Genomic DNA, 23,338 nt, shown 5'->3' with positions numbered 1-23,338 from the left:
ATAACTTCATGCAAATATGGCACTGTAGAGAGTTTAAAAGAAAAAAGCATCTGAGTATTTAATCTCAGATGCTTTTATGTTATTATTTGCTAGAATCAATTATTGAGCAAGTTCTTTGTCAATAAGATCTAGTTCTTTCGATTTGTCTACATTTAACAAACTAAGATTGTAATAAACATTTTGCAATTTCATCAAAGCTTGTTTGATATCTAATTTGTCCGGTTCAGCTTTACCTTTTAGTATATCACGATATTTTTCAAGGTAAGGCAATGCTTTTTGGTACATATCAGCTGTTTGTTTATCTAATTCAGATTGTTCTTTTCTGTTTGTTGTTTGACCAGCTCTCTCTTTAAGATCTTGAGCTTGTAGTACATATAGTACTCCTAATCCTTCAAGAGCTCTTTCGCAGTTTGGATCAGCTTTGATAGCATCATCATATACTTCACCTGCTTTTACATAATCTTTCTTTTCCGCATATAATGAAGCTTTTACACTGTATAAATCACATGAAGTTGTTGGAGCATTGGCAATAGCTTGATCCAAGTAGTCCATAGCTTCGTTAGTTTTTCCAGCTTTAATGAATTCATTAATCAAATTTGGCGTGAAATATTGATTTGTAGGAAATTTTTGAGCACCTTCGCGCAATATTGCTACGAAAGCAATACTGTCTCCAACAGTTTGATATTCACTAGCTAATAGCTCGTATGTGTCGCTTTCTTTGTATGTGCTATTTGCTACATATGGTTCTGCGTTGATCTTCTTTAGCAATCTGATAGAACGAGGATGATCCTGCGCCTGAATTGCACTAATAATAGCATAATATTTAATTGTTTGGAAGATGCTATCACTTGTATTGAAGCCACTAGGGTCTTCTTTAAATATTTCAAGGCCAGGAAGTTCCCAGTATCTTTCGAAGAAGTCAGCTGCTTTGGCGAAGTCTTTCTTATCATTGTAATAAACACCACCATTTATGTAAAATGGATGTGCATCTTTCAATGTTCTGATGATATCTTTTCGTACTTTATTTTTTACTTTGCCTTTTTCATCAGGTACTTGTCCTAACTCATCAGCTTTTATATATGGATCATACATATTAAATAGACCAACATACATTGCTTCTTCGTCACCACCTTTACCTGTAACTTCTTTCAGTTGTTCTTTCGAGCGTTCATCATCAAAAGCTTTGTATTCGATATCTCCGGCTAATTTCCATGCGTCTGGATCATTCATCGTTTCAGCATCCGTTAGTGCAGGTTTTATCAATTCTCTAGCTTCTGCTACATTGCTTTTCATTGCTGCTTTAGCTTCCTTTACTGCCTTTTTTTGAGCAAAAGAGAAGCCGGCAACCAAGCATAGTGATACTACTAAAAGGGTACGCTTCATAAATTATTGTTTTTAGTTATTTAATTATTTTCTTCGCTGTTATTATCTGTTGTTTCTGTATCTACATCAATAATATCCACTCCATCTATGTCAACTATCTCTTCTTCATCGGTTTCAGACATAACTTTACATATTGATGCGATTTCATCGTTTCTCTTTTCAAGATTGATTAGTCTAACACCTTGTGTAGCACGTCCCATTACACGAAGATCAGATACTTTCATACGAATAGCAATACCTGATTTGTTAATGATCATCAAGTCATTTTCGTCAGTAACGCTATTTATGGATACAAGTTTACCAGTTTTTTCTGTAATATTCAAAGTTTTTACACCTTTTCCTCCACGACTAGTGATACGATATACCGGTTCGCCATCCACATCATTGAGCTGAGTACGTTTTCCATAGCCGAGTTCAGAGACTACCATGATGGTTTCAATTTGTTGCGCTTCTTTCGACATGGCAAGCATTCCTATAACTTCGTCTTGTCCGTCTTCATCGATACGCATACCACGTACACCTGTCGCAGTACGTCCCATTTCGCGTACACCTGCTTCATGGAAACGTATGGCGCGACCATTGCGGTTCGCTATTAATATTTCGCTGTCTCCGTCAGTCATTAAAACTTCTATTACTCTATCATCTTCACGGATAGTAATCGCATTAACTCCATTTTGACGTGGACGAGAATAAGCTTCAAGTCTTGTTTTCTTGATAACTCCTTGTTTTGTACAGAATACAAGGAAGTGATTATTGACAAATTCTGAATCATTCAGTCCTTTAACGCGAATAAATGCAGTAACCTTGTCATCTGCTTCTATATTAAGGAGGTTTTGAATAGCTCTTCCTTTAGAATTCTTAGTTCCTTCAGGAATGTCATATACACGTAACCAATAGCATCTTCCTTTTTGAGTGAAAAGTAAGATATAGTTATGCATTGATGCCGGATATATATGCTCAATAAAATCTTCGTCGCGTGTAACAGAACCTTTAGCTCCCACTCCACCTCTGTTTTGAGCTTTAAACTCTGTAAGAGGAGTACGTTTTATATAGCCTAAATGAGAAATCGTGATAATCATCTCATCATCAGAATAGAAGTCTTCCGGATTCAGTTCTTCCGAAGCATACACTATCTCTGAACGGCGTTTGTCACCATACTTATCTCTTATTTCTATCAATTCATCTTTGATAACTTGCATACAAAGCTCTTCACTTGATAGAATTTCATTCAAATAATTGATTAATTTTTGAATTTCATTATATTCGTTATGTAGTTTATCTTGCTCTAATCCAGTTAATTGTCGTAGGCGCATTTCTACAATAGCACGAGATTGAATTTCAGACAAATTAAACTTGCTAATCAGCCCTTCCATCGCTTCTTGTGGCGATTTGGATGCTCTGATAATTCTTATTACTTCATCAATATTATCTGATGCAATAATAAGTCCTTCAAGAATATGAGCACGTTCTTCGGCCTTGCGAAGATCGTATATAGCTCTACGGATAATAACATCATGTCTGTGTTCAACAAACAGAGAGATCATATCCTTAAGATTCAACATTTGAGGACGTCCTTTAACCAGAGCAATATTATTTACACTGAAAGAGGTCTGTAATGCTGTTAGTTTATATAATTTGTTTAGAACAACGTTTGCATTGGCGTCACGCTTAACGTCAACCACAATACGCATACCGTCACGGTCAGACTCGTCATTAACATTGCTGATACCGTCTAACTTCTTGTCACCAACTAATTCGGCTATATGCTTGATTAGTTCAGCTTTATTAACAAGATAAGGGATTTCAGTTATAACTATTTTCTCATAGTTACCTTCCATTTCTATCTCGGCACGTCCACGCATAATAACACGTCCTCGACCAGTTTCAAAAGCATCTCTAACACCTTGGTAGCCATAGATAAATCCTCCTGTAGGGAAATCAGGAGCTTTAATAAATTGCATTAAACCGTCGACATCAATATCTCGGTTTTCAATATATGCAATAGTCCCGTTTATGACTTCAGTCATATTATGCGGAGGCATATTAGTTGCCATACCTACAGCGATACCTGACCCTCCATTGATCAATAGGTTGGGAACACGTGTAGGAAGAACTGTCGGCTCTTTTAGGGTATCATCAAAGTTAAGCTGGAAGTCGACTGTTTCTTTGTCGATATCTTTCAGCATTTCTTCTGCAAGACGGCTTAATCGGGCTTCGGTGTAACGCATAGCAGCAGGGCTATCGCCATCAACACTCCCCATATTACCTTGTCCGTCAACCAACATATAGCGCAGACTCCATTCCTGGGCCATACGTATCATCGCGAAGTAAACAGATGAATCACCATGTGGGTGATACTTACCTAATACTTCACCGACAATTCTGGCTGATTTCTTATGTGGTTTGTTTGATGCATTACCTAGTTCACTCATACCAAATAGTATACGACGGTGAACAGGTTTGAACCCGTCTCTAACATCGGGTAAAGCACGACCTACAATCACAGACATTGAATAGTCTATGTACGCCGATTTCATCTCATCTTCGATGTTGATTTTAATAATTCTATCTTCTGCCATTGCTAATTATATAGTATAAATTTTTTATTGTCAGATGTTTGTATATCACCTATTAATAAAGGTGTTGATGTAAATTCAAAAAGTATGCTAAGATACAAATTTTCTTTGTATTAAGAAAAAAAATATGCCACAAAAAAGCCTAATGAAGGGTAACTTCATCAGGCTTTTTATTAGAAATATTCTATAGTAGAAACTTACTTATGTTTCACTATATTAGCTATAATTGTATTATTCATTTAGTCCGTGGCAGTTTTTATACTTCTTACCACTACCACAATAACAGACGTCATTTCTTCCAGGTTTTTTGTCAACATGAACTGGTGCTAATTTAGGTCTTTGAGGTTCTTGTTCACCTGAATGTTGTGGAGCATCATCCATATCGCTACGCTCGGTACGGTAGCGGCTATAGTCTGTTTTTTGCTCAGGAGCAGCTTGTCTCACTTGTTCCGGTTCGCGAACAGGGATTTGTCCACGCATCAAAATTGTTACAGTTTTGCTGTTTACTCCACTCAACATCGTTTTGAATAATGTAAATGACTCTAATTTGTAGATCAATAGTGGGTCTTTTTGCTCATAACTAGCATTTTGTACCGAATGACGCAGTTCGTCCATTTCACGAAGGTGTTCTTTCCATTCTTCGTCAATAGTATGTAATACAATTGCTTTTTCGAATGATTTGATTATACCTTTCGATTGAGAGTCATAAGCTTCTTTTAAATTGCAAGATATATTATAAACTCGTTTACCATCAGTAATCGGAATCAATATATTTTCAAATTTATCACCTTGCTCTTCGAATACTTGTTTAATAACAGGATTTGCTACTTCAGCCAAGCGATCCATTTTTTTCTTGAAATTTTGAACAGCAGCTTCAAATAGCATATCTACAAGCTTTTCTGGTCTGGCCGAACGGAAAGTTGATTCATCGAACGGACATTCTACAGCAAGAATGCGCAGAGTATCTATTTTAAGGCCTTCAAAATCAAGATTATTAGTGTATTGATCTACAAGATCAACAGCTGTATCGTAGAACATGTTTACGATATCAATACCAATACGTTCGCCCATAAGTGCGTGGCGACGACGAGTGTAGATAACTTCACGTTGCGAGTTCATCACATCATCATATTCAAGTAGACGTTTACGTATTCCGAAATTATTTTCTTCTACTTTCTTTTGTGCACGTTCTACAGACTTGCTAAGCATATTGTGCTCAAGCATTTCACCTTCTTTGAATCCCATGCGGTCCATCATTCCGGCAATACGCTCAGATGCAAATAAACGCATCAAATCGTCTTCAAGAGAGATGTAGAATACAGATGATCCCGGATCTCCCTGACGACCTGCACGACCACGTAACTGACGGTCTACACGACGAGACTCATGTCTTTCTGTACCAATGATTGCCAAACCTCCGGCAGCTTTAACTTCGGGCGCTAACTTGATGTCGGTACCACGACCAGCCATATTAGTTGCAATTGTTACTGCTCCAGGTTGTCCTGCAAGGGATACTACTTCAGCTTCTCGTTGATGTAGCTTGGCATTCAACACATTATGCTTGATCTTACGCATGGTAAGCATCTTTCCTAGTAATTCCGATATCTCTACAGAGGTTGTACCAACAAGTACAGCGCGACCTTCGCCAATCAATCTTTCGATTTCTTCTATAACGGCAGTATATTTTTCGCGTTTTGTTTTGTAGATACGGTCATTCATATCATTACGGCAAATTGGTCTGTTGGTAGGAATTACCACCACATCCAATTTGTAGATATCCCAAAGTTCCCCTGCTTCTGTTTCTGCTGTACCGGTCATACCCGAAAGCTTATTGTACATACGGAAATAGTTTTGCAGAGTGATAGTTGCAAATGTTTGAGTAGCAGCTTCTACTTTTACACGTTCCTTCGCTTCTATTGCCTGATGTAATCCGTCAGAATAGCGACGACCGTCCATTATACGACCAGTTTGCTCATCTACAATCATTACTTTATTGTCAATTACTACATACTCGTCATCTTTTTCGAATAAAGTATATGCTTTAAGTAATTGATTTACTGTGTGAACACGTTCTGATTTAACAGAATAGTTTTGCATTAACTCATCTTTCTTCAACGCTTTGTCTTCATCAGATATTGTCTCGTTTTCTAATTCAGAAAGTAGAGAGCCAATATCAGGAAGTACAAAGAATTGCGGGTCATCAGAATTTCCGGTTAATAAGTCAATACCCTTATCTGTTAATTCGATGCTGTTATTCTTCTCATCTATAGTGAAATATAGCTCATCTGTAACAATGTGCATATTGCGGTTTTGTTCAGCCATATAATGCTCCTCAGTTTTCAGCATAGTTGCTTTAACACCCGGCTCACTTAAGAATTTGATGAGAGGTTTATTTTTAGGTAGTCCTTTGAATGAACGGTATAGGAATAATGCACCTTCTTCTTGTACTTTCTTATCGTCAGAAGCCATTTTCGCTTTGGCATCAGCTAACAACTTAGTACAAAGGTCTCTTTGTGCTTTAACTATTATCTCTACACGTGGACGAATTTCTTCAAATAGCTGTTGTTCGCCTTTTGGTATTGGACCAGATATGATCAATGGAGTACGAGCATCATCAATTAGTACCGAGTCAACTTCATCGACAATACCGTAGTTATGTTTGCGTTGAACAAGATCGGTGGGGTTAATAGCCATGTTATCACGTAGATAATCGAAACCAAACTCGTTATTTGTTCCGAATGTAATATCTGCTCTATAGGCTTCACGACGAGCTTCAGAGTTTGGTTGGTGTCTGTCGATACAATCTACCGACAAGCCATTGAACATATACAACGGTCCCATCCATTCCGAGTCACGTTTAGCCAGATAGTCATTTACTGTTACCACATGCACTCCGTTTCCAGTCAATGCATTAAGGAATACAGGAAGAGTACCGACTAATGTTTTACCTTCACCGGTAGCCATTTCTGCAATTTTACCTTTATGAAGAACAACACCACCAAACAGCTGTACATCGTAGTGGATCATATCCCATACAATCTCATTACCGCCGGCTACCCAATGATTTTGATAAACAGCCTTGTCGCCTTCAATGCGCACAAAATCATGACTTTGTGCTAGTTTATGGTCAAAATCAGTAGCTGTAACCTCTATCTCTTCATTTTGTGTAAAGCGACGAGCTGTATCTTTTACTATGGAGAAAGCAACAGGAAGCACTTCATCAAGTATTACTTCATATTTCGTTGTAATTTCTTTTTCCAGTTTATCTATCTCTGCCCATACCTCTTCACGTTGATCTATTTCCAGATCTTCGATCCCTGCTTTCAGTTCTTCAATTCTTGTCTTTTCAGCAGCTACATAATCTTGTATTGTTTGCTTTATTTCGACGGTTTTTGCACGTAATTCGTCATGCGAAAGTTTCTCTATCTTAGGATAGGCAGCTTTGATGCGGTCTACATGCGGATTTATTTCTTTCAAATCTCGTTGAGATTTGTTTCCAAATAGTTTTGATAAAAAATCGGTGAATCCCATATATTTAAATTGTTTTATTTTAATTTTTATAATTTGTTCTTGTTATAATAACTCTGATAACGCTTCATCTGTTGCGGCATTAGGCGAACGTATCCGCATTATATGAGTAACTGTTGGCGCTATCTCAGTAGCCTTTATAGTTCTTTTAATTTTTTGAGGCTTAATACCATTACCAAAGAATATAACAGGACAAATGACTGCATTGTTCCGAACTTGTTTCTCTTTGAAAGAAGCATCTTGTTCATTTACGATCTTATATCCCGGTTGAATTTCCACAAAAAGATCTCCTGATGTCTCCCTCGTAAATCCATTTTTGTAGTATTCCATAACAGGGTTCCATTCACCATGTAGTATCTGGTGCGATGTATAGACCTCTTGTACTCCCGAGAATTCGGTTACAAATTCAGCTGCTTTTTGCTGTATTTCGCGTAATGAAATATTTTTCTCCTTAATCAGTTTTCTGTTAAGGTATATCTGTCCATTATAGTAATTATCTACCCATTGGTTATCTTTTCCATAAATAGCCATTAAGTACATATTCAAAAGAGCCTCACATCGGTTGACATAAAATGTTCCGCCCGCAAGGTTTAAGTCTTTTGTGTCTTTACTGTTTGAGTTGTAATACCCTGTAGATGTTACGAATATAAGCGTGTTCCTTAATCCGACAGTTTTATCTACTTCATCCAATAGTTTTTCGATATCTCTGTCTAAACGGGCATAGGTATCTTGCAATTCGATAGAATAATCTTCGATGTTAGGGTAATTACCTGCATAATAGGTAAGTGACAAGAAGTCCGGATTGATTCGTTTGCCTAATTCAGCTTTAGCCAGTAGTTTAGTAGCTATATCTGTTACAGATTCATTAACGATCGGGGTTTGCTTGAATAACTTGTATGTCTCTTTGTCAGCTCCCAAGCTATGTTGGAAAGAAGCAGTACGGCTATATGGAAATGCTTTGTAATCAGCGGCATTTAATAGTGGAGACCACATCATATTCCATGCTCGTACGGCATAAGATGTAGTACTTCTGTTTTCTTGATCTACAACCCAATAGAAGTTCTTATAATAAGTTGAAGAAGCCCATTTACCCGAGTAATCTTCTACCCAGAATGCGCTATTTCCCGCACACCCTGCTGTAATTAATGCTTGTGATGCATTGGGGGCAAACGAATATACGTCAGAGCCACCCTGAGAAGCAACTTTTAACTCATCTGTGATGGTTGACGACTTAATGGCAAGAGGTGATACTTTATCTTGTGTATAATTCCCGATAAAGTTTGTATCATCAAAAATTGAGACTTCTTGCTGTTTGGCTGCCTGATACTTTTTATTACCCACAATGCCGTGATAAAACGGCGTTGCACCTGTATAAATAGTGGTAATTGCTGATGCGTCATCAAGATTGGGAAATTCAAACTTAATATTTTGATATACTAAACCTTCACTCAGCAAGCGTTTGAAGCCTCTTTCGGTAAATGTGCCCTGAAATAGTTCGAGATAATCGCCTCTTAGTTGATCGATAGTAATACCTATTACCAGTTTGGGAGTCTCACGCACAGATGTTTGTGCCTGAATTGAGGTAATAGTAAGTACTGCTACAAGAGACGTTATTATTCTAATCATTATATCTGAATAAGCTGTTATCCAGCTTTTTGCTTTAACTTTTTATATTGTAAAACCCTCATTCCCGATCTTAATGCAATAGCCAAGATTATTGGTATGAAAGCTATTTCTAATTGCTGTGGAATCAAACACCATGCCAAAAGAAATACTATTAACACCGCAAAGTTAATAAAATGATAATAATATACACACTTTGAGAGGGATTTTGCAAAGAATAAAAATGCGAATATAAATTGAAGTGGATTTAGCCACACAATATTCCAATTGGGGTTAGTGCACGGATGTACCGAAAAGAACATCATGAAAAATATGATGCACCCACCAATACCTGCTGTTAGAAACAGGATGAAGTCGTATGCAGTACAAATTGCACGCTTCTTTTTATATCCGTATATTGAAACAAGGACTGATATTGCTAAAAGAATTAAACCTACAAATAGAGGACTTGAAATGAAATTATTTTCAGAAATAATATCTGAATTAGTATCTTCTAATATGAGATTTTTCTTTAAGACTAAAGGCTTGGTTGTTCCATCGCTATTTAATATATGACTTTGGTCGAATATATCCATTTCGTATGCTGGCAAAAATATCTTTTCTCTGATTGTGATTGGTTTATCCGCACCACTGCCAATAACAAGATCGATACCAAACATTAACCAAGGTTGTTTATTTATATGCTCATAAAGCATATTACGAATAGTCTGTGATTTAGTATCTTGAGGATAAATTACTTTACCGTCGATATTTTGTTCAATAATATCAGCAAGCTTAGTGGTACAGTTATTATAAAAAATATTATAGCGATACACACGGTTCTCAGGCTCTGCATTTGTTAGTAAGAAAGTCCATATTTTTTGTTTCTCCGCTGTTGTAAGGTTAATTATTTGTTCGTGAACAGCTACTCCTCTGTATTCATATTCAGGTAGATACCGTTTAAAACTAACTGCGCCAACCATATAGTCGGTTTCGCCGGCAGTGAATCGATATATGAAATTGGGGCTATTGAAGTCGAACAGTCCATAGTTGAAAACAATGTCAATGCCATATACAGGGTCATATACCCGCATGGCTGAATGTCCGAAAACAGCATAAGCTTCTTCTGCCCATGGTGCACTGGTTAAAACACTGATATGTGCAGAATCACTTAATTCTAGGGTTATTTCAGATGAAAAGGGCTGAGCTTTAGATGCATCTGAAAAACTTATTATTAATGCGAAAAATATGATGAGTATTCTTACCATGTCTGTACAATTGTATTAATTGGAAAGTACAAAAATAATCATATTAGGTGCTTAAAAAAGTAAAAAGCATAGATACTTTTAACAAAAAGGTGTTTTCTTTGAATATAATTTACAACACTAATAGTAATAAAACTAAACCAACAGCTTAAACAATGAAAAAATTATTATTCACAGTATGTCTGCTATTGTCCGGAATCTCTCTATTTGCACAGGATATAAAATTAGTATCACCAACAAAAACAGGCGGAAAACCATTGATGGAAGCTTTAGATGGGCGACAGTCTCACAGAGATTTTATAAAGAAAGATTTGCCAACAAAAACACTCTCTGATTTACTTTGGGCTGCCTATGGGTTCAACAGAGAAGATAAACGGACTGTACCATCTTCTCAAAATCGTCAGGAAATAGATGTATATGTAATGTTCGACCATGGTATATATTTTTATGATGCGAAAGATAATGTATTGAAATTACATGCGAAAGGTGATTTTAGAGATGCTCTGAATCAACCTAATATATCGAATAATGCTGCATTATCACTTATTTATGTAATAAATCTGGATAAGGCTTCAAATAGAGAAGCTGGGTTTATCGATACCGGATTTATTGCACAAAATGTATACTTATATACAGCATCGAATGGATTAGGAGCTGTTGTACGTGCTTCATTTAAGAGACCTGATCTTCATAATGCAATGAAATTATCTGATAAACAAGAGATATCTTTAGTTCAAGCCGTGGGTTATGTGAAGTGAATTTTTCTTATGGAATAAAAAAGCGCTATAAATAGAACATTTATAGCGCTTTTTTAATATATGTGGATTGAATAGCAAGTTTATTAAACTTGTAATGATCCGGTTAATTCTTTTACAGATTTGATATTGTGCTTATCGAGATAGGCAGCTATTCCTTCCACCACTTTTATCGATATGGTAGGATCTATAAAATTATGTGTTCCTATTTGTATTGCGGACGATCCGGCAAGGATAAACTCAATAGCATCTTGCCACGAAGATATACCACCCATACCAATGATCGGTATTTTAACGACATTATAAGTTTGCCATACCATTCTGAGAGCAACAGGTTTCACACATGGCCCCGATAATCCTCCCGTAATAGTAGAGAGTACCGGTTGTCTTTTATTGATATCGACAGCCATTCCGAGCAATGTATTTATCAAAGATACGGCATCTGCACCTTCGCCTTCCACGGCTTTCGCTATTTCGGTAATGTCGGTTACATTAGGAGATAGTTTTACAATCAGTGTTTTTTTCCATACCTCACGAACTGCTTTTGTTACTTCTGCGGCAGAGCATGCTGACGTGCCAAAAGCCATACCACCTTCCTTCACATTGGGGCACGAAATATTTAACTCGATAGCGGGAATTTTATCTAAATCGACCAGTTTTTGAGCACAATCTACATAATCTTCGACAGTAGAACCAGATACATTTACTATAACATTTGTATCGAAGTCTTTTATTGAGGGGTAGATGTCGGAAACAAAGTGGTCGACTCCCTTATTTTGCAGTCCCACAGCGTTTAACATGCCCGAAGGTGTCTCCGCCATACGTGGATAATCGTTACCTTGTCGTGCGCGAATTGTAGTTCCTTTTACAAATATACCACCTATTCGCGATAGGTCGATAAAGTCCGTAAACTCTTTTCCATACCCGAAAGTACCCGATGCAGTCATCACAGGGTTCTTCAAATGTAAATCACCTATGTTTACAATTAGTCTATCCATGTCAAGTTTTCTATATTAAATACGGGTCCTTCTGTACATACACATATATTCCCTTCGCGGGTCTTTTCCACACAACATAAACATACGCCAAATCCGCATGCCATCGTGTTTTCGAGCGATACTTCACAGTTAATATTATTACTGTGCGCATACTTGGCTACAGCAACCATCATTGGCTTTGGTCCACAGGTGTAAATTGATGAAAATTGAGTGTTTTTTAAGACCGAATGATTGGTTACATAGCCTTTTTCTCCATGGCTGCCATCTTCGGTAGTACAAAACACTTCTCCATATTTCAAAAAATCATCCAATTGTAGCAAATCATTTTTCGATCGAGCACCCAATAAAAACTTAGGAGCAAATCCTTTGTCTTTTAGGCTAGCTCCGAGAAATAACATTGGGGCTGTTCCTACACCGCCGCCCACAAGTAAAAGTTCTTGCTTTGGATTTTCAGTTGGCAGAGTAAACGAATTACCTAGTGGAAGCATAATATTTACAGTATCACCAACACTATATTCACTCATTTTTTTTGTGCCATCTCCAACAACCTGTATAAGAAGCCATAGTTCATTTTTGCTTTTGTCAACAAAGTTTACAGAAATAGGGCGTCTGAGGTATGTAGAGGGCGAATTTTCGACTTTTATCTCGACAAACTGTCCTGGATACATCTCAGGTAGTAAAGTGCCGTCAGGAGTCGTTAATTTGATTAAGCAATAGTTTTGGTTTAGTTGGTTGTTCTCTGTGACAACTAAATCAAGAAGTCTTTTCATTTATTGCAGTTTTTTTGAATATTCTTTGTGACTACAAAGGTAATAAAGTTTAGTCTTATTGTAATTATTTTGTTCCAATCAATTTTGAATAATGGAGGTGAAAAATTCGTTCTTCACTTTTTTAAGACCACTATTTTTTAGGTGGTATTAAATTGAAGTAAAACTTTAGTCTAAAAAAGATACAATTTTTAGATCAAAGAGGTCGGTGATCAGCATTAAATGTCTCGAAAGTATTATCCGTGTAATAAATAATTATCTTGCTCACTTTTCGTTCCTGCACTTTTTGAGGTGTAGTACTCTGTATATTAGTGTGTTCTGCTAGTTTTTCGGGTTGGTTAACTATAGTTTCCTTACGATATTCAATTTCTTCCTTATCATTATGAGGATTTACATAACTCTGAGTGAATAAATCGGGAGTATTGGCGAGAGGATTATTTGGTAATTCTTTATTTTCGAAAATATGTCGATTGACTTTATCATCTATTTCGGATTTATACATTTTCCCATTTCCTGTAAGAAGCCAATCTGAATTTATATAATCCATCTTTGCCAGGATGCGAGTAACAACATCCAAACTTGGGTTATTACGTCCATTCAATATATGAGATATTACAGCACGTCCGATATCCAGTTTATCGGCAAAGACTGATGGCGTGAGCTGTTCACTTTCCATTATTTGTCTAATCCTGTCTTTCATCTTGTAAATTATTAGTATAAAAATGTATACCACAAATGTAAACAGAATATTTTACAAATGGAAATGGTTGCTATTTATATTTGTAAATCACAAATGTTTTTCTCCGATACAAATGTTCCGTATACATATCTAAATAGTTGTATATTATAAAAAGTAATAGTTTATATTATTTATGTATATTTCTAGAAATTATATAAATATATCATAAATAATGTTTTCATAAAGGCTTTTATTGCTTGAAATAGGTAAATAGCTAATATAATCTATATTTTCTCTTTATATTATACTCATAATATACTCATATATATGTATATATATAATATATTAGCATGTTATTATAATGTATTCATTTGTATATAATACAAAAGTACATAGGCTATATAAATAAATATTATTTGTATTTTTATACAAAATTAAACCAATACATTTGTATATAGATGTGTTTTTGTTAATCGATAATGTATATTTTAGTGTAGTTTACATTTGTATTTTATGTGTTTATATATTAACTCTATTTCCTTGCAATATTTTCGTTAAACTTTTACACTTTGTCAAAATATAATAAGGAATCGTAATCATTAATAAGGTATCTTTACCTATAATTTAAGTTTAATAGAAATTACTTAACTATGAGAAAATTCTTTTTATCGGTTCTATTCATCCTAGCCTGCTCTATACAGGCATATTGCTGTACAAACTTATTAGTTGGAAAATCTGCGTCAACAGATGGTTCTACTATGATTACTTATTCAGCAGATTCATATGCTCTATTTGGAGAGTTATATCATTGGCCAGCACAAAAATATGCTAAAGGCGAGAAATTGAAGGTGTACGACTGGGATAGTGGTAAATACTTAGGTGATATAGCTCAAGCTGCACAAACCTATAATGTTGTGGGTAATACAAACGAATATCAGGTAACAATTGGCGAAACAACTTTTGGAGGACGTGAAGAGTTGACTAATCCCGACGGTATTATAGACTATGGAAGCCTTATATATATTGCCTTGCAACGTTCTAAAACGGTTAGAGAAGCTATTCAGATAATGACTGATCTGGTGGCTGAATATGGTTATTATAGTGGCGGCGAGTCGTTCTCTATTGGCGACCCGAATGAAATTTGGGTACTGGAAATGATTGGAAAAGGAAGAGGTGTTAAAGGTACAGTCTGGGTTGCAGTACGTATTCCGGACGATTGTATCAGTGCTCATGCTAATCAAGCCAGAATCCAACAATTTCCATTAAACGACCCTAAAAATTGTCTTTATTCGAAAGATGTAATTTCTTTTGCTAAAGAAAAAGGATATTATTCGGGTAAAGATGCTGATTTTAGCTTTGCTAAAGCCTATAATCCATTAGATTTTGGTGGACAACGTTACTGTGAAGCTCGTGTATGGAGTTTCTTTAACCGTTATAATAAGGATATGGCTAAATTTGTTAGCTATGCTAAGGGCGAAACTCAAGATCCGATGCCTCTATACATTAAACCGGATAGAAAACTATCTTTGACTGATGTAAAAGAAATGATGAGAGACCATTATGAAGATACTGATCTTGATTGGAGATTTGATGTAGGTGCAGGGCCATTCGAAGCTCCTTATCGTTGGGCTCCTCTTGAGTGGGAAGTCGATTCTGTAAAGTATTGTAATGAGCGTCCCATTGCTACACAACAATCAGCTTTCGTTTTCGTATCGCAAATGCGTTCATGGTTGCCAAATGCTATTGGAGGTGTTCTTTGGTTTGGTACAGATGATGCAGGACAAACTGTTTTTACACCAATGTATTGCTCTATAACAGAAACTCCTGAATCTTTCCGTGTAGGAAATGGTGATTTATATAACTTCTCTTGGACTTCAAGCTTTTGGATTAACAACTGGGTGGCGAATATGGTGTATAATAAATATAACTATATGTATCCTGATATGAAAAAGGTTCAAAATGAATTGGAAGGTAAATTCTTGGCAGAACAAGACACTACCGAAAAAGAAGCCTTATCTTTGTATAGCCAATCACCTGAGAAAGCAGTGCAATATTTGACAGACTATAGTTCTAAGCAAGCACAATATGCTTTTGACAGATGGAAGAAATTAGGTGAATTTCTGACAATTAAGTATATGGATGGGGTTGTACGTAAGGAAGTTAATGGTGAATTTACCCGCAATGCTTATGGTCAGCCATCAGCTCCGCAACGTGTAGGATATCCAGAAAAATTCTATAAAGGAGTGGTAAAGGAAACCGGAGATAAATATAAAGTATTATACTAACAATTTAAATGAATAAAGGTCTGAAATATAGCATTCTATTTGCGATAATAATAGTTATACTATTTGCTGTAAATCTATTTTTCGGATCAGTATCTATACCGGCGCAAGCCGTTTTAGATATACTTTTAGGACATAGTGTCGAGAAACAAGCATGGACGTATATTATAATTGAATCTCGATTACCTCAAGCTATAACAGCCCTGTTTACCGGTGGAGCAATCGCCGTATCAGGGCTGTTGTTGCAAACAGCCTTTCGTAATCCGTTAGCCGATTCGGGCATATTGGGAATCAGTGCCGGGGCTAATCTTGGAGTCGCTTTAGTTGTCTTGCTATTAGGAAGTAGCGTCGGAATAGTTGGAGGATTAGATTTATCTTACTCACTATCTATTGTTTTAGGTGCTTTTATAGGAGCTAGCTGTATACTTTTGATTATCATGGCTTTTTCGTCTATAATTAAGAATAATATTATGCTGCTCATTATTGGTATAATGATCGGATATCTTACATCATCAGTTATTTCTATTTTAAAATTTTGGAGCACAAGCGAGAATGCTTATTCTTTCATGCTCTGGGGAATGGGCGATTTTTCGAGCGTTTCTTTAGAACAACTTCCTTTCTACTGTATTGTTGTCAGTGTTGGATTATTATTATCAATCTTATTGATTAAGCCGCTTAATGCACTTTTATTAGGAGAAAGATATGCTGCCAATCTGGGTATAAACATTAAATTAATACGTTTCTTACTACTTTTATGTGCCGGATTATTAACTGCAATAACATGTGCCTTTTGTGGTCCTATAGCCTTTATAGGATTAGCTGTGCCCCATATTGCACGATTGTTGTTAGGTACTTCAAATCATAAATCACTTTTACCTGCTACCATACTTATCGGGTCTATAATCGCTCTTTTGTGCAATCTTATCAGCATATTGCCAGGTGCATCAGGGGTGTTGCCATTGAATGCGATTACTCCTATATTTGGTGCTCCGGTTATAATATATGTGATTGTGAATCAGAAGAAAATACAATATTTCAACTAATGGAGCAGAAAAAAATAATATCAGCTAGAAATATAAGTATTGGTTATGGAAAAACTAAACGTGCCGAAATAACTTGTCTTCATTCGGACTTATCGTTTGATCTATTTAAAGGTGAATTAACGTGTCTACTAGGTGCTAATGGTTCGGGGAAATCAACATTATTGCGTACTATAAGTGCTTCTCAGCACGCACTTAAAGGAAATATATATTTCGACAATAAAGATATTACCACTTATAAAGAAAAAGATTTATCACAACTTCTGGGGCTTGTATTAACGGATAAGACTGCAGTCGGAGGATTAACAGTCAGGGAATTAGTTGAATTAGGTCGATATCCTTATACTGGTTTCTTCGGTCAGTTATCGAAGTATGATAAGGATATTAGTGAAAAGGCAATGATAGATGTAAATATTATTCATAAGGCAGATTCGTATGTTGCCGAACTGTCTGATGGCGAACGCCAAAAGGCAATGATTGCTAAAGCTTTAGCACAAGAATGCCCTGTCTTTTTATTAGATGAACCTACAGCTTTTCTCGATATAGAAAGCCGTATCGAAATAATGAATCTCTTGCATGATCTTACGATGAATCAAGGGAAAACGATATTGCTTTCTACACACGATATTGATCTGGCCTTGCTCCTCGCCGATCGTTTATGGCTTCTGTCAAAGGACAATGGATTAAAGACCGGTGTTACTGAAGATATTGTATTATCGGGCAAGATGGATAATTTTTTCAAGAGTGAAAATATCGTTTTTGATAAAGAATCAGGGAACTTTTATCCAAAGCTGAAAAGTAACAAAAATGTATTTATCGAAGCAGATACCACTCTGTATCGTTGGGGTAAAAACATATTGGAAAGGCATGGTTTTCATTTAACCGAAAGAAAAAGTGATGCTCTTTTTAGTTTAAAGTTATCACAATTAGATTCAATTAGCATTGAAAGAGAAGGAAAAGAAGTTAGGTTATCTGGTTTCGATGAACTGGCTCAATGGCTTCGAAACTACGTAGCTGGATCTGTTAGCATAATCGGAGGTATTGGGGGGCAGATTTAGGAGGAAATGTGGTTAAAGAAGCAAAAAGAAAATAAAATGAAAATATTATGGTTCTGTAATATGATTTATTACAATTTATTTAGATTTGAAATTAAATTTGGAGAAATTTTAACTTATCCAATTCATGTGATTACAAGGAATAAAAAAATTAGAACCCTTTATGAAAAAAGAGGAATTTCAGATCCTTCAATATTAGTGAAGAAGACTCTCAACAACCCAGATGGTTTTCGTAGTGTAATAGCAGGCGGGCATTTTTACATATTAATATCCTTATTGTTTTTTGGTATATTGAATTTAGTCTTATTTATTTTCAATAGAAAATTTACTCTGGAAAAAGAACACTTCATTTCACTGTTTGTTGCATCTATCATTTTGGCATATTTCTTAATTGATTATAAAAATAAATCTTGTTATTATTTTAAAGAATTTGATAGCATGACATCAAATCAGAGGAAAAAATGGTCTTGGATTAGCTTCTTCATTGTAATTGCTATCTGGATATTTGGTTTTGGTATGTTCATTTTCAGATATTGTTAGAATTTAGATAACAACTAGGTAGTAGATAGCACTACTATTTTATCTGCGTTTTCTTGCCATATCTATGCGCAAGAATATAAATAACAAGATTGTAAATGCCCATAAGGAAGAACCTCCATAACTGAAAAATGGAAGGGGAATACCAATCACAGGCGTTAATCCGATTACCATCCCTACGTTTATTGTTAGGTGAAACAGAAAGATACACGCCACACAGTACCCATATACGCGTCCGAACGTATTCTTTTGCCGTTCAGCTAAGTAGAATAATCTAAGGATAAGTGCCAAAAATAAGATTAATACAGTTACAGAGCCAATAAAGCCTTGCTCCTCACCTACAGTACAGAATATAAAGTCAGTATCTTGTTCGGGTACATATTTTAATTTAGTTTGGGTTCCATTCAGGAATCCTTTGCCTGTGAGTCCACCTGATCCAATCGCTATTTTTGACTGATTAACATTGTATCCAGCTCCCATAAGGTCTTCTTCCATACCTAGAGATACCTTTATACGCATTTGTTGGTGAGGCTGCATCACATCATTAAACAGGTAGTTGATGGAACTAACAAATCCAATACTGCAAATTGCAAAAACAGCCACTAATAGGTATACTTTCGACCAGTATTTTTTAGCCAATACCAATAGGTATATAATAAGAATACTAAGTGCTACAATAGCTATTATACCCCAGTTCAGATCAATCTCAGTCAACGATATGAGATATGGAATACCAAATAATACGATCCCTCCTAAGATTATATTTCGTGCAACTAGCATGTCCTTACGATAGTTTAAGACTAATAGGGCACTAATGATTACTATAAAAATAGCAGAAATTACTTCTCCCATTGTCAGGAGACCTAAATCTTCTTCTGAATATTTTAGCCCGACAACAAAAAACATAATAGCCGATACACCTAGTAACAGGACTAATCCGGGCAGACCTTCTCTATATAAGACTAGAATGAACACAGTATAAACAAGTGCAGAACCTGTTTCCTGTTGTAGTAAAATAAGTATAATCGGTAAAGCTACCAAGCCTAAAATTGTAGACAAACTTTTCAGAGTCATTAGCTTAAAATTATACGAACTCATATATTTAGCTAAGGCTAAAGCAACTGCAAATTTGGCAAATTCGGCAGGTTGTAAACGTATTGTATCTGTTATGGCAATCCATGAACGCGAACCTTTTATATCTGGGGCGATAAAGATCGTAAGCAATAAAAGAGCCATAAAGAAGATGTAGATATAATAGGCTAATATATCATATAGATTACTATCCAACTTCAATAATGTAAAGCCCAGTAATAATGATGTACCTATCCAAACGAGCTGCATACCAGCTCTGCCCGATAGATCGAACATACTTGTAGCATTCTCATACTGATAGCTGGCACCATAGATACTGACCCATCCGCAGAGTACCATAACAATGTATATGGCTATTGTGAACCAGTCGATGCTGCTCTTTATTTTCTCTTCTTCTCTTTGATACATTCTTTATTAATAAGAAATGTTTAGTTGTTGATGTTTAAATCTTCTGTTGCTACTTCTACGTCTTGGGCTACTGGAGCAGCTATAGTAATTTGATTGGTACTTTTCCCTCGATTCCAATTGATGAAGTTAGAAGGGAGAATTGTTGTATTCGCAACTCTATCTTCTATATATTTATCGCTTTCGGGAACTTCTCCTTTCAAATACTTTTGAATCATCAATCGTCCGATAGGAACTCCAAATGTAGCACCGAATCCGGCATTCTCGACAATAACGAAGATCGCAACTTTAGGATCGTTTTTTGGCGCAAACCCCATAAAAATAGAATGGTCTTTACCATGTGGATTCTCTGCAGTACCCGTCTTACCACAAACCTCTATCTCGGGTAGTAGATTCGCTCCTCTACATGTTCCGCCTGTAACAGCATGTGCCATGCCCTCCACAATGGTGTTAAAATGCTCCTTTTTGATAGTTGTTTGATGTGGAATCGTATATATGCTATCTAACGGAGTGTCCTGTATTTCTTTTACGATATGCGGCGCATAATAATGGCCTCTATTTGCTATAAGGGCGGCTAAATTAGCTACTTGTAGTGGGGTTGTTGATATCTCACCTTGCCCTATAGCTATTGATATAATATTAGCTGCTTTCCAGTTTTCTGTTTTGAATGCGCGGCTATAAAATTTACTATTTGGTATAAATCCTCTTTTTTCGGAAGGAAGGTCAATACCTAATCTGTAACCAAAGCCCATATCTACCATATGATTTTTCCAAACCTCAAATGCCTCTTCAATGTTAGGGTATTTCTTTCTATTATGTAACATGGCTGTTAATCCATAACAAAAGAATGAATTACATGATGTTGCTATGGCAGCTTCGATGGCTAAAGGTGAGCCATGTGGATGGCATTTTGGCCGTCCACCCAATGGTGGGTAACCATGTGCACAAGGATAGGCTGTGCTTGTATTTATAATATCTTCATCTAAAAATATAAGTCCTTGAGTGGTTTTGAATGTAGATCCCGGAGGATACATACCTTGTATGGATCTGTTTAGTAGTGGTTTGAGAGGGTTTTGCTCTAATTCCAAATAACTTTTACTGAATTCTCTACCCAATAACATCGATGGATCGTAGGTCGGGGAAGTTACCATACAAAGGACTTCGCCAGTAGATGGTTCTATCATGACGATACTACCAACTTTATTTTGCATAAGGTATTCGCCATATGCTTGAAGATCCATATCCATAGACAATGTCAGATTTTTGCCCGAAACAGGTGCTTTATCTAATCTGCCATCTTCATATTTTCCTTGAATACGACCATGGGCATCACGCAGTAGGATTTCACGTCCTTTCTCCCCTCTTAGGATATTTTCGTATGAAGATTCGATACCCGATTTACCACCATAATCACCTCTCACATAATAACTATCGTTATCTAATTGATTTTTGCTGACTTCTGCTACATAGCCTAAGATCAGACCTGCATTTTTGTAATTATATTGTCTTAGTGTTCTGTTCTGAATGAAGAATCCAGGGAATTTATAAAGCTTTTCTTGTAATAAGCCTGACTCCTGAATGCTTAGCTGAGTCATAAAAGTCTGCATGGTATAGGACGAATAGCCGGGATTTTGGCGCCTATCCTTTATGTCACTAATGCGCTTCTCGAACTGTTCTTTTGTAATACCTAAAGTACTACAAAAATCTAAGGTATCGAATTGCTGTACCTCCCTAGGGATATAAACAATATCGTATGTGGGTTGATTGTAAACTAACAGCTTATTTTTACGATCTGATATCGTGCCTCGGGCAGGATACAACGTTTTATTAAAAAAGGCGTTACCATCTGCATAATCCTTATATTCGTTCTTAATTATTTGTAAATTAAATAATTGAAAAATAAATATCAGAACAATTACACAAACTATTCCTGCTAAAATATATTTTCTTTTGTCTAGTTCTAAATTGCTTTTAGTCACAATCTTTTTTTGTTAAAAGAGAATCCTTCAAGTGCAAAAATCAGCACAGATGTCAGAATAGTAGATAATATAATCCGTAGCAATATTAAATTGAAATTGACATATGAGAATGATTCTATTGATATAAGTACAGCGTGATGAATCAGAGTCATTAACACTGTATATTTCATAAATGCAGAACCTAGTAGCGATAAGCGTGGTGTTTGTTCTTCATAATCATCTACCATAAAGAATAGCCCTTGTATAGGACGACGAAGGAAAGCTATAAAAGTAGTTGCTGCTGCATTTATACCCGGTGTATTACAAAATATATCGATAGAAAAACCTAATAGAAAGCCTAACAAGATAGTTAAATTCCTGTTAAACCCAATAGGTAATTTAATTATAAAATAGATGTAAACAAAAGGTATAGCATAGCCAAAAAATGATATCTTATTCAGTACTGTGACCTGTAATAAGGCAAGCAATACGAACATTAAAAGATATTTAATGAAATTATTTTTTAGCATTTTGTACTTTCTTTTCCAGTTCGTATTTCTCTTCTATCGCACTATTTTTGATTAGAAGCACATTCTTAAGTGAGCTAAAGTCTGTTGAGAGTTTTATTTTCAAACTATAGAAATTGTCATTAGATTGACTGACGTAGTCTTCAACAACTCCAACAAATATTCCTTCCGGAAAAATCCCGGAAAAACCGCTAGTGATAATGCTATCACCCACTTCGAATTTCTCAAATTTAGGATAATCGGTTAAACTTGCATATCTTGGATCTTCTCCATCCCAGATTAATGTACCCGGTGTATTTGAGTTTAAGATCTTGCAGCTGAATTTACTGTTGGGGTTCAAAACAGGTTGGATTACAGCAAAGTTGTTGGATACAGCTCGCACTACTCCGACTATACCCTGCTGGGAAATAACACCCATATCTTCTTTAACTCCATCGTTTGACCCTTTATCAATAGTTATATAGTTTTGCGCTTGAGATACACTGTTGTTTATAACTCTCGATATAATGTATTCATATTCTTTTCGTTGATGGAGAGAGTCTTCAAGAAATGCTTCTGTTTTCAAAGAATCATTTTCTATTTCGTAGAGATGATTTTTTAAATTCGATACTTGCGATTGAAGTTCTGCATTTTTCAACAGAAGCTCTTGATTCTCTTGTCTTAATCCAAAATATGATAGAATATTTCCTGAAACAGAATAAACCTTGCCACTTATTTCATTAGAAGAATTTAGAAACACGCTCTTCTGATAAGAGTTGCTGCTAAAGATGAAATAAAAACAGATTATCTCAAGAAATATTAAAACAAACCATGAACTATTTCTTAATAAAAAGTTGATTAGGTTGCGCATGTTTGCTAACTATCAATAATGTATAATTGGGATAAAAGC

The 23,338-nt window shown here is 35.9% G+C and carries 17 protein-coding genes; 5 read left to right on the top strand and 12 right to left on the bottom strand.

What is annotated here, in order from left to right:
* Window positions 1-99: 99 nt before the first annotated feature.
* The 5 genes from G7Y57_RS13060 to G7Y57_RS13040 form a co-directional block, all read right to left on the bottom strand.
* Window positions 100-1,383, bottom strand: coding sequence for a tetratricopeptide repeat protein (locus G7Y57_RS13060; protein ID WP_165024795.1), 1,284 nt, complete (start codon window positions 1,381-1,383; stop codon window positions 100-102).
* A 20-nt stretch (window positions 1,384-1,403) separates the two neighbouring features.
* Complete coding sequence (gene gyrA / locus G7Y57_RS13055) at window positions 1,404-3,962, bottom strand: DNA gyrase subunit A (protein ID WP_165024793.1); 2,559 nt, start codon at window positions 3,960-3,962, stop codon at window positions 1,404-1,406.
* A gap of 228 nt (window positions 3,963-4,190) precedes the next feature.
* On the bottom strand, window positions 4,191-7,490 hold the full coding sequence (secA, locus tag G7Y57_RS13050) for a preprotein translocase subunit SecA (protein ID WP_165024792.1): 3,300 nt from the start codon (window positions 7,488-7,490) through the stop codon (window positions 4,191-4,193).
* Between the two features lie 42 nt (window positions 7,491-7,532).
* A complete protein-coding gene (locus tag G7Y57_RS13045; RefSeq protein WP_165024791.1) occupies window positions 7,533-9,113 on the bottom strand; it encodes an alkaline phosphatase family protein in 1,581 nt (526 codons plus the stop codon).
* 17 nt (window positions 9,114-9,130) lie between these two features.
* Window positions 9,131-10,357 carry a DUF4105 domain-containing protein gene (locus tag G7Y57_RS13040; protein ID WP_165024790.1) on the bottom strand — a complete coding sequence of 409 codons (1,227 nt, stop codon included), beginning with the start codon at window positions 10,355-10,357 and terminating at the stop codon, window positions 9,131-9,133.
* A gap of 152 nt (window positions 10,358-10,509) precedes the next feature.
* Here G7Y57_RS13040 and G7Y57_RS13035 point away from each other — a divergent pair, with 152 nt between their 5' ends.
* A complete protein-coding gene (locus G7Y57_RS13035) occupies window positions 10,510-11,112 on the top strand; it encodes a SagB/ThcOx family dehydrogenase (RefSeq protein WP_165024789.1) in 603 nt (200 codons plus the stop codon).
* An 83-nt stretch (window positions 11,113-11,195) separates the two neighbouring features.
* Here G7Y57_RS13035 and G7Y57_RS13030 read toward each other — a convergent pair whose 3' ends face one another.
* From G7Y57_RS13030 to G7Y57_RS13020, 3 genes are all read right to left on the bottom strand, one after another.
* The gene (locus G7Y57_RS13030; RefSeq protein ID WP_165024788.1) at window positions 11,196-12,107 is read right to left on the bottom strand and encodes a dihydroorotate dehydrogenase; all 912 of its coding nucleotides are present in this window, start codon (window positions 12,105-12,107) and stop codon (window positions 11,196-11,198) included.
* Window positions 12,095-12,877 carry a dihydroorotate dehydrogenase electron transfer subunit gene (locus G7Y57_RS13025; RefSeq protein ID WP_165024787.1) on the bottom strand — a complete coding sequence of 261 codons (783 nt, stop codon included), beginning with the start codon at window positions 12,875-12,877 and terminating at the stop codon, window positions 12,095-12,097. Before G7Y57_RS13025 ends, G7Y57_RS13030 begins: the two co-directional genes overlap by 13 nt.
* Window positions 12,878-13,070: 193 nt before the next feature.
* On the bottom strand, window positions 13,071-13,574 hold the full coding sequence (locus G7Y57_RS13020; protein ID WP_165024786.1) for a helix-turn-helix domain-containing protein: 504 nt from the start codon (window positions 13,572-13,574) through the stop codon (window positions 13,071-13,073).
* A gap of 629 nt (window positions 13,575-14,203) precedes the next feature.
* Here G7Y57_RS13020 and G7Y57_RS13015 point away from each other — a divergent pair.
* From G7Y57_RS13015 to G7Y57_RS13000, 4 genes are read left to right on the top strand one after another with little or no spacing between them, the layout of a single operon-like run.
* Window positions 14,204-15,838 carry a dipeptidase gene (locus G7Y57_RS13015; protein ID WP_165024785.1) on the top strand — a complete coding sequence of 545 codons (1,635 nt, stop codon included), beginning with the start codon at window positions 14,204-14,206 and terminating at the stop codon, window positions 15,836-15,838.
* Between the two features lie 8 nt (window positions 15,839-15,846).
* Window positions 15,847-16,878 carry an iron ABC transporter permease gene (locus G7Y57_RS13010; protein ID WP_165024784.1) on the top strand — a complete coding sequence of 344 codons (1,032 nt, stop codon included), beginning with the start codon at window positions 15,847-15,849 and terminating at the stop codon, window positions 16,876-16,878.
* Entirely contained in the window at window positions 16,878-17,933 is a 1,056-nt protein-coding gene (locus tag G7Y57_RS13005) for an ABC transporter ATP-binding protein (RefSeq protein WP_165024782.1), read from the top strand. Before G7Y57_RS13010 ends, G7Y57_RS13005 begins: the two co-directional genes overlap by 1 nt.
* A 36-nt stretch (window positions 17,934-17,969) precedes the next feature.
* Window positions 17,970-18,470, top strand: coding sequence for a hypothetical protein (locus G7Y57_RS13000; RefSeq protein ID WP_165024780.1), 501 nt, complete (start codon window positions 17,970-17,972; stop codon window positions 18,468-18,470).
* Window positions 18,471-18,509: 39 nt separating this feature from the next.
* Here G7Y57_RS13000 and rodA read toward each other — a convergent pair whose 3' ends face one another.
* The 4 genes from rodA to mreC are packed head-to-tail and all read right to left on the bottom strand — an operon-like array spanning window position 18,510 to window position 23,299.
* The gene (rodA, locus tag G7Y57_RS12995; protein WP_165024778.1) at window positions 18,510-19,967 is read right to left on the bottom strand and encodes a rod shape-determining protein RodA; all 1,458 of its coding nucleotides are present in this window, start codon (window positions 19,965-19,967) and stop codon (window positions 18,510-18,512) included.
* Between the two features lie 20 nt (window positions 19,968-19,987).
* Window positions 19,988-21,943: a penicillin-binding transpeptidase domain-containing protein gene (locus G7Y57_RS12990; protein WP_165024776.1), complete on the bottom strand. Its 1,956-nt coding sequence runs from the start codon at window positions 21,941-21,943 to the stop codon at window positions 19,988-19,990.
* Window positions 21,940-22,452: a rod shape-determining protein MreD gene (mreD, locus tag G7Y57_RS12985; RefSeq protein ID WP_165024773.1), complete on the bottom strand. Its 513-nt coding sequence runs from the start codon at window positions 22,450-22,452 to the stop codon at window positions 21,940-21,942. The genes G7Y57_RS12990 and mreD overlap by 4 nt, the downstream gene beginning before the upstream one ends.
* Window positions 22,439-23,299 (bottom strand): rod shape-determining protein MreC, encoded by an 861-nt coding sequence (mreC, locus tag G7Y57_RS12980; RefSeq protein WP_165024771.1) that lies wholly within the window; start codon window positions 23,297-23,299, stop codon window positions 22,439-22,441. The genes mreD and mreC overlap by 14 nt, the downstream gene beginning before the upstream one ends.
* Window positions 23,300-23,338: the final 39 nt, after the last annotated feature.

The sequence above is a fragment of the Dysgonomonas sp. ZJ279 genome (assembly GCF_011039205.1).
Lineage (GTDB): Bacteria > Bacteroidota > Bacteroidia > Bacteroidales > Dysgonomonadaceae > Dysgonomonas.
This window is presented reverse-complemented; position numbering and strand designations above follow the sequence as displayed.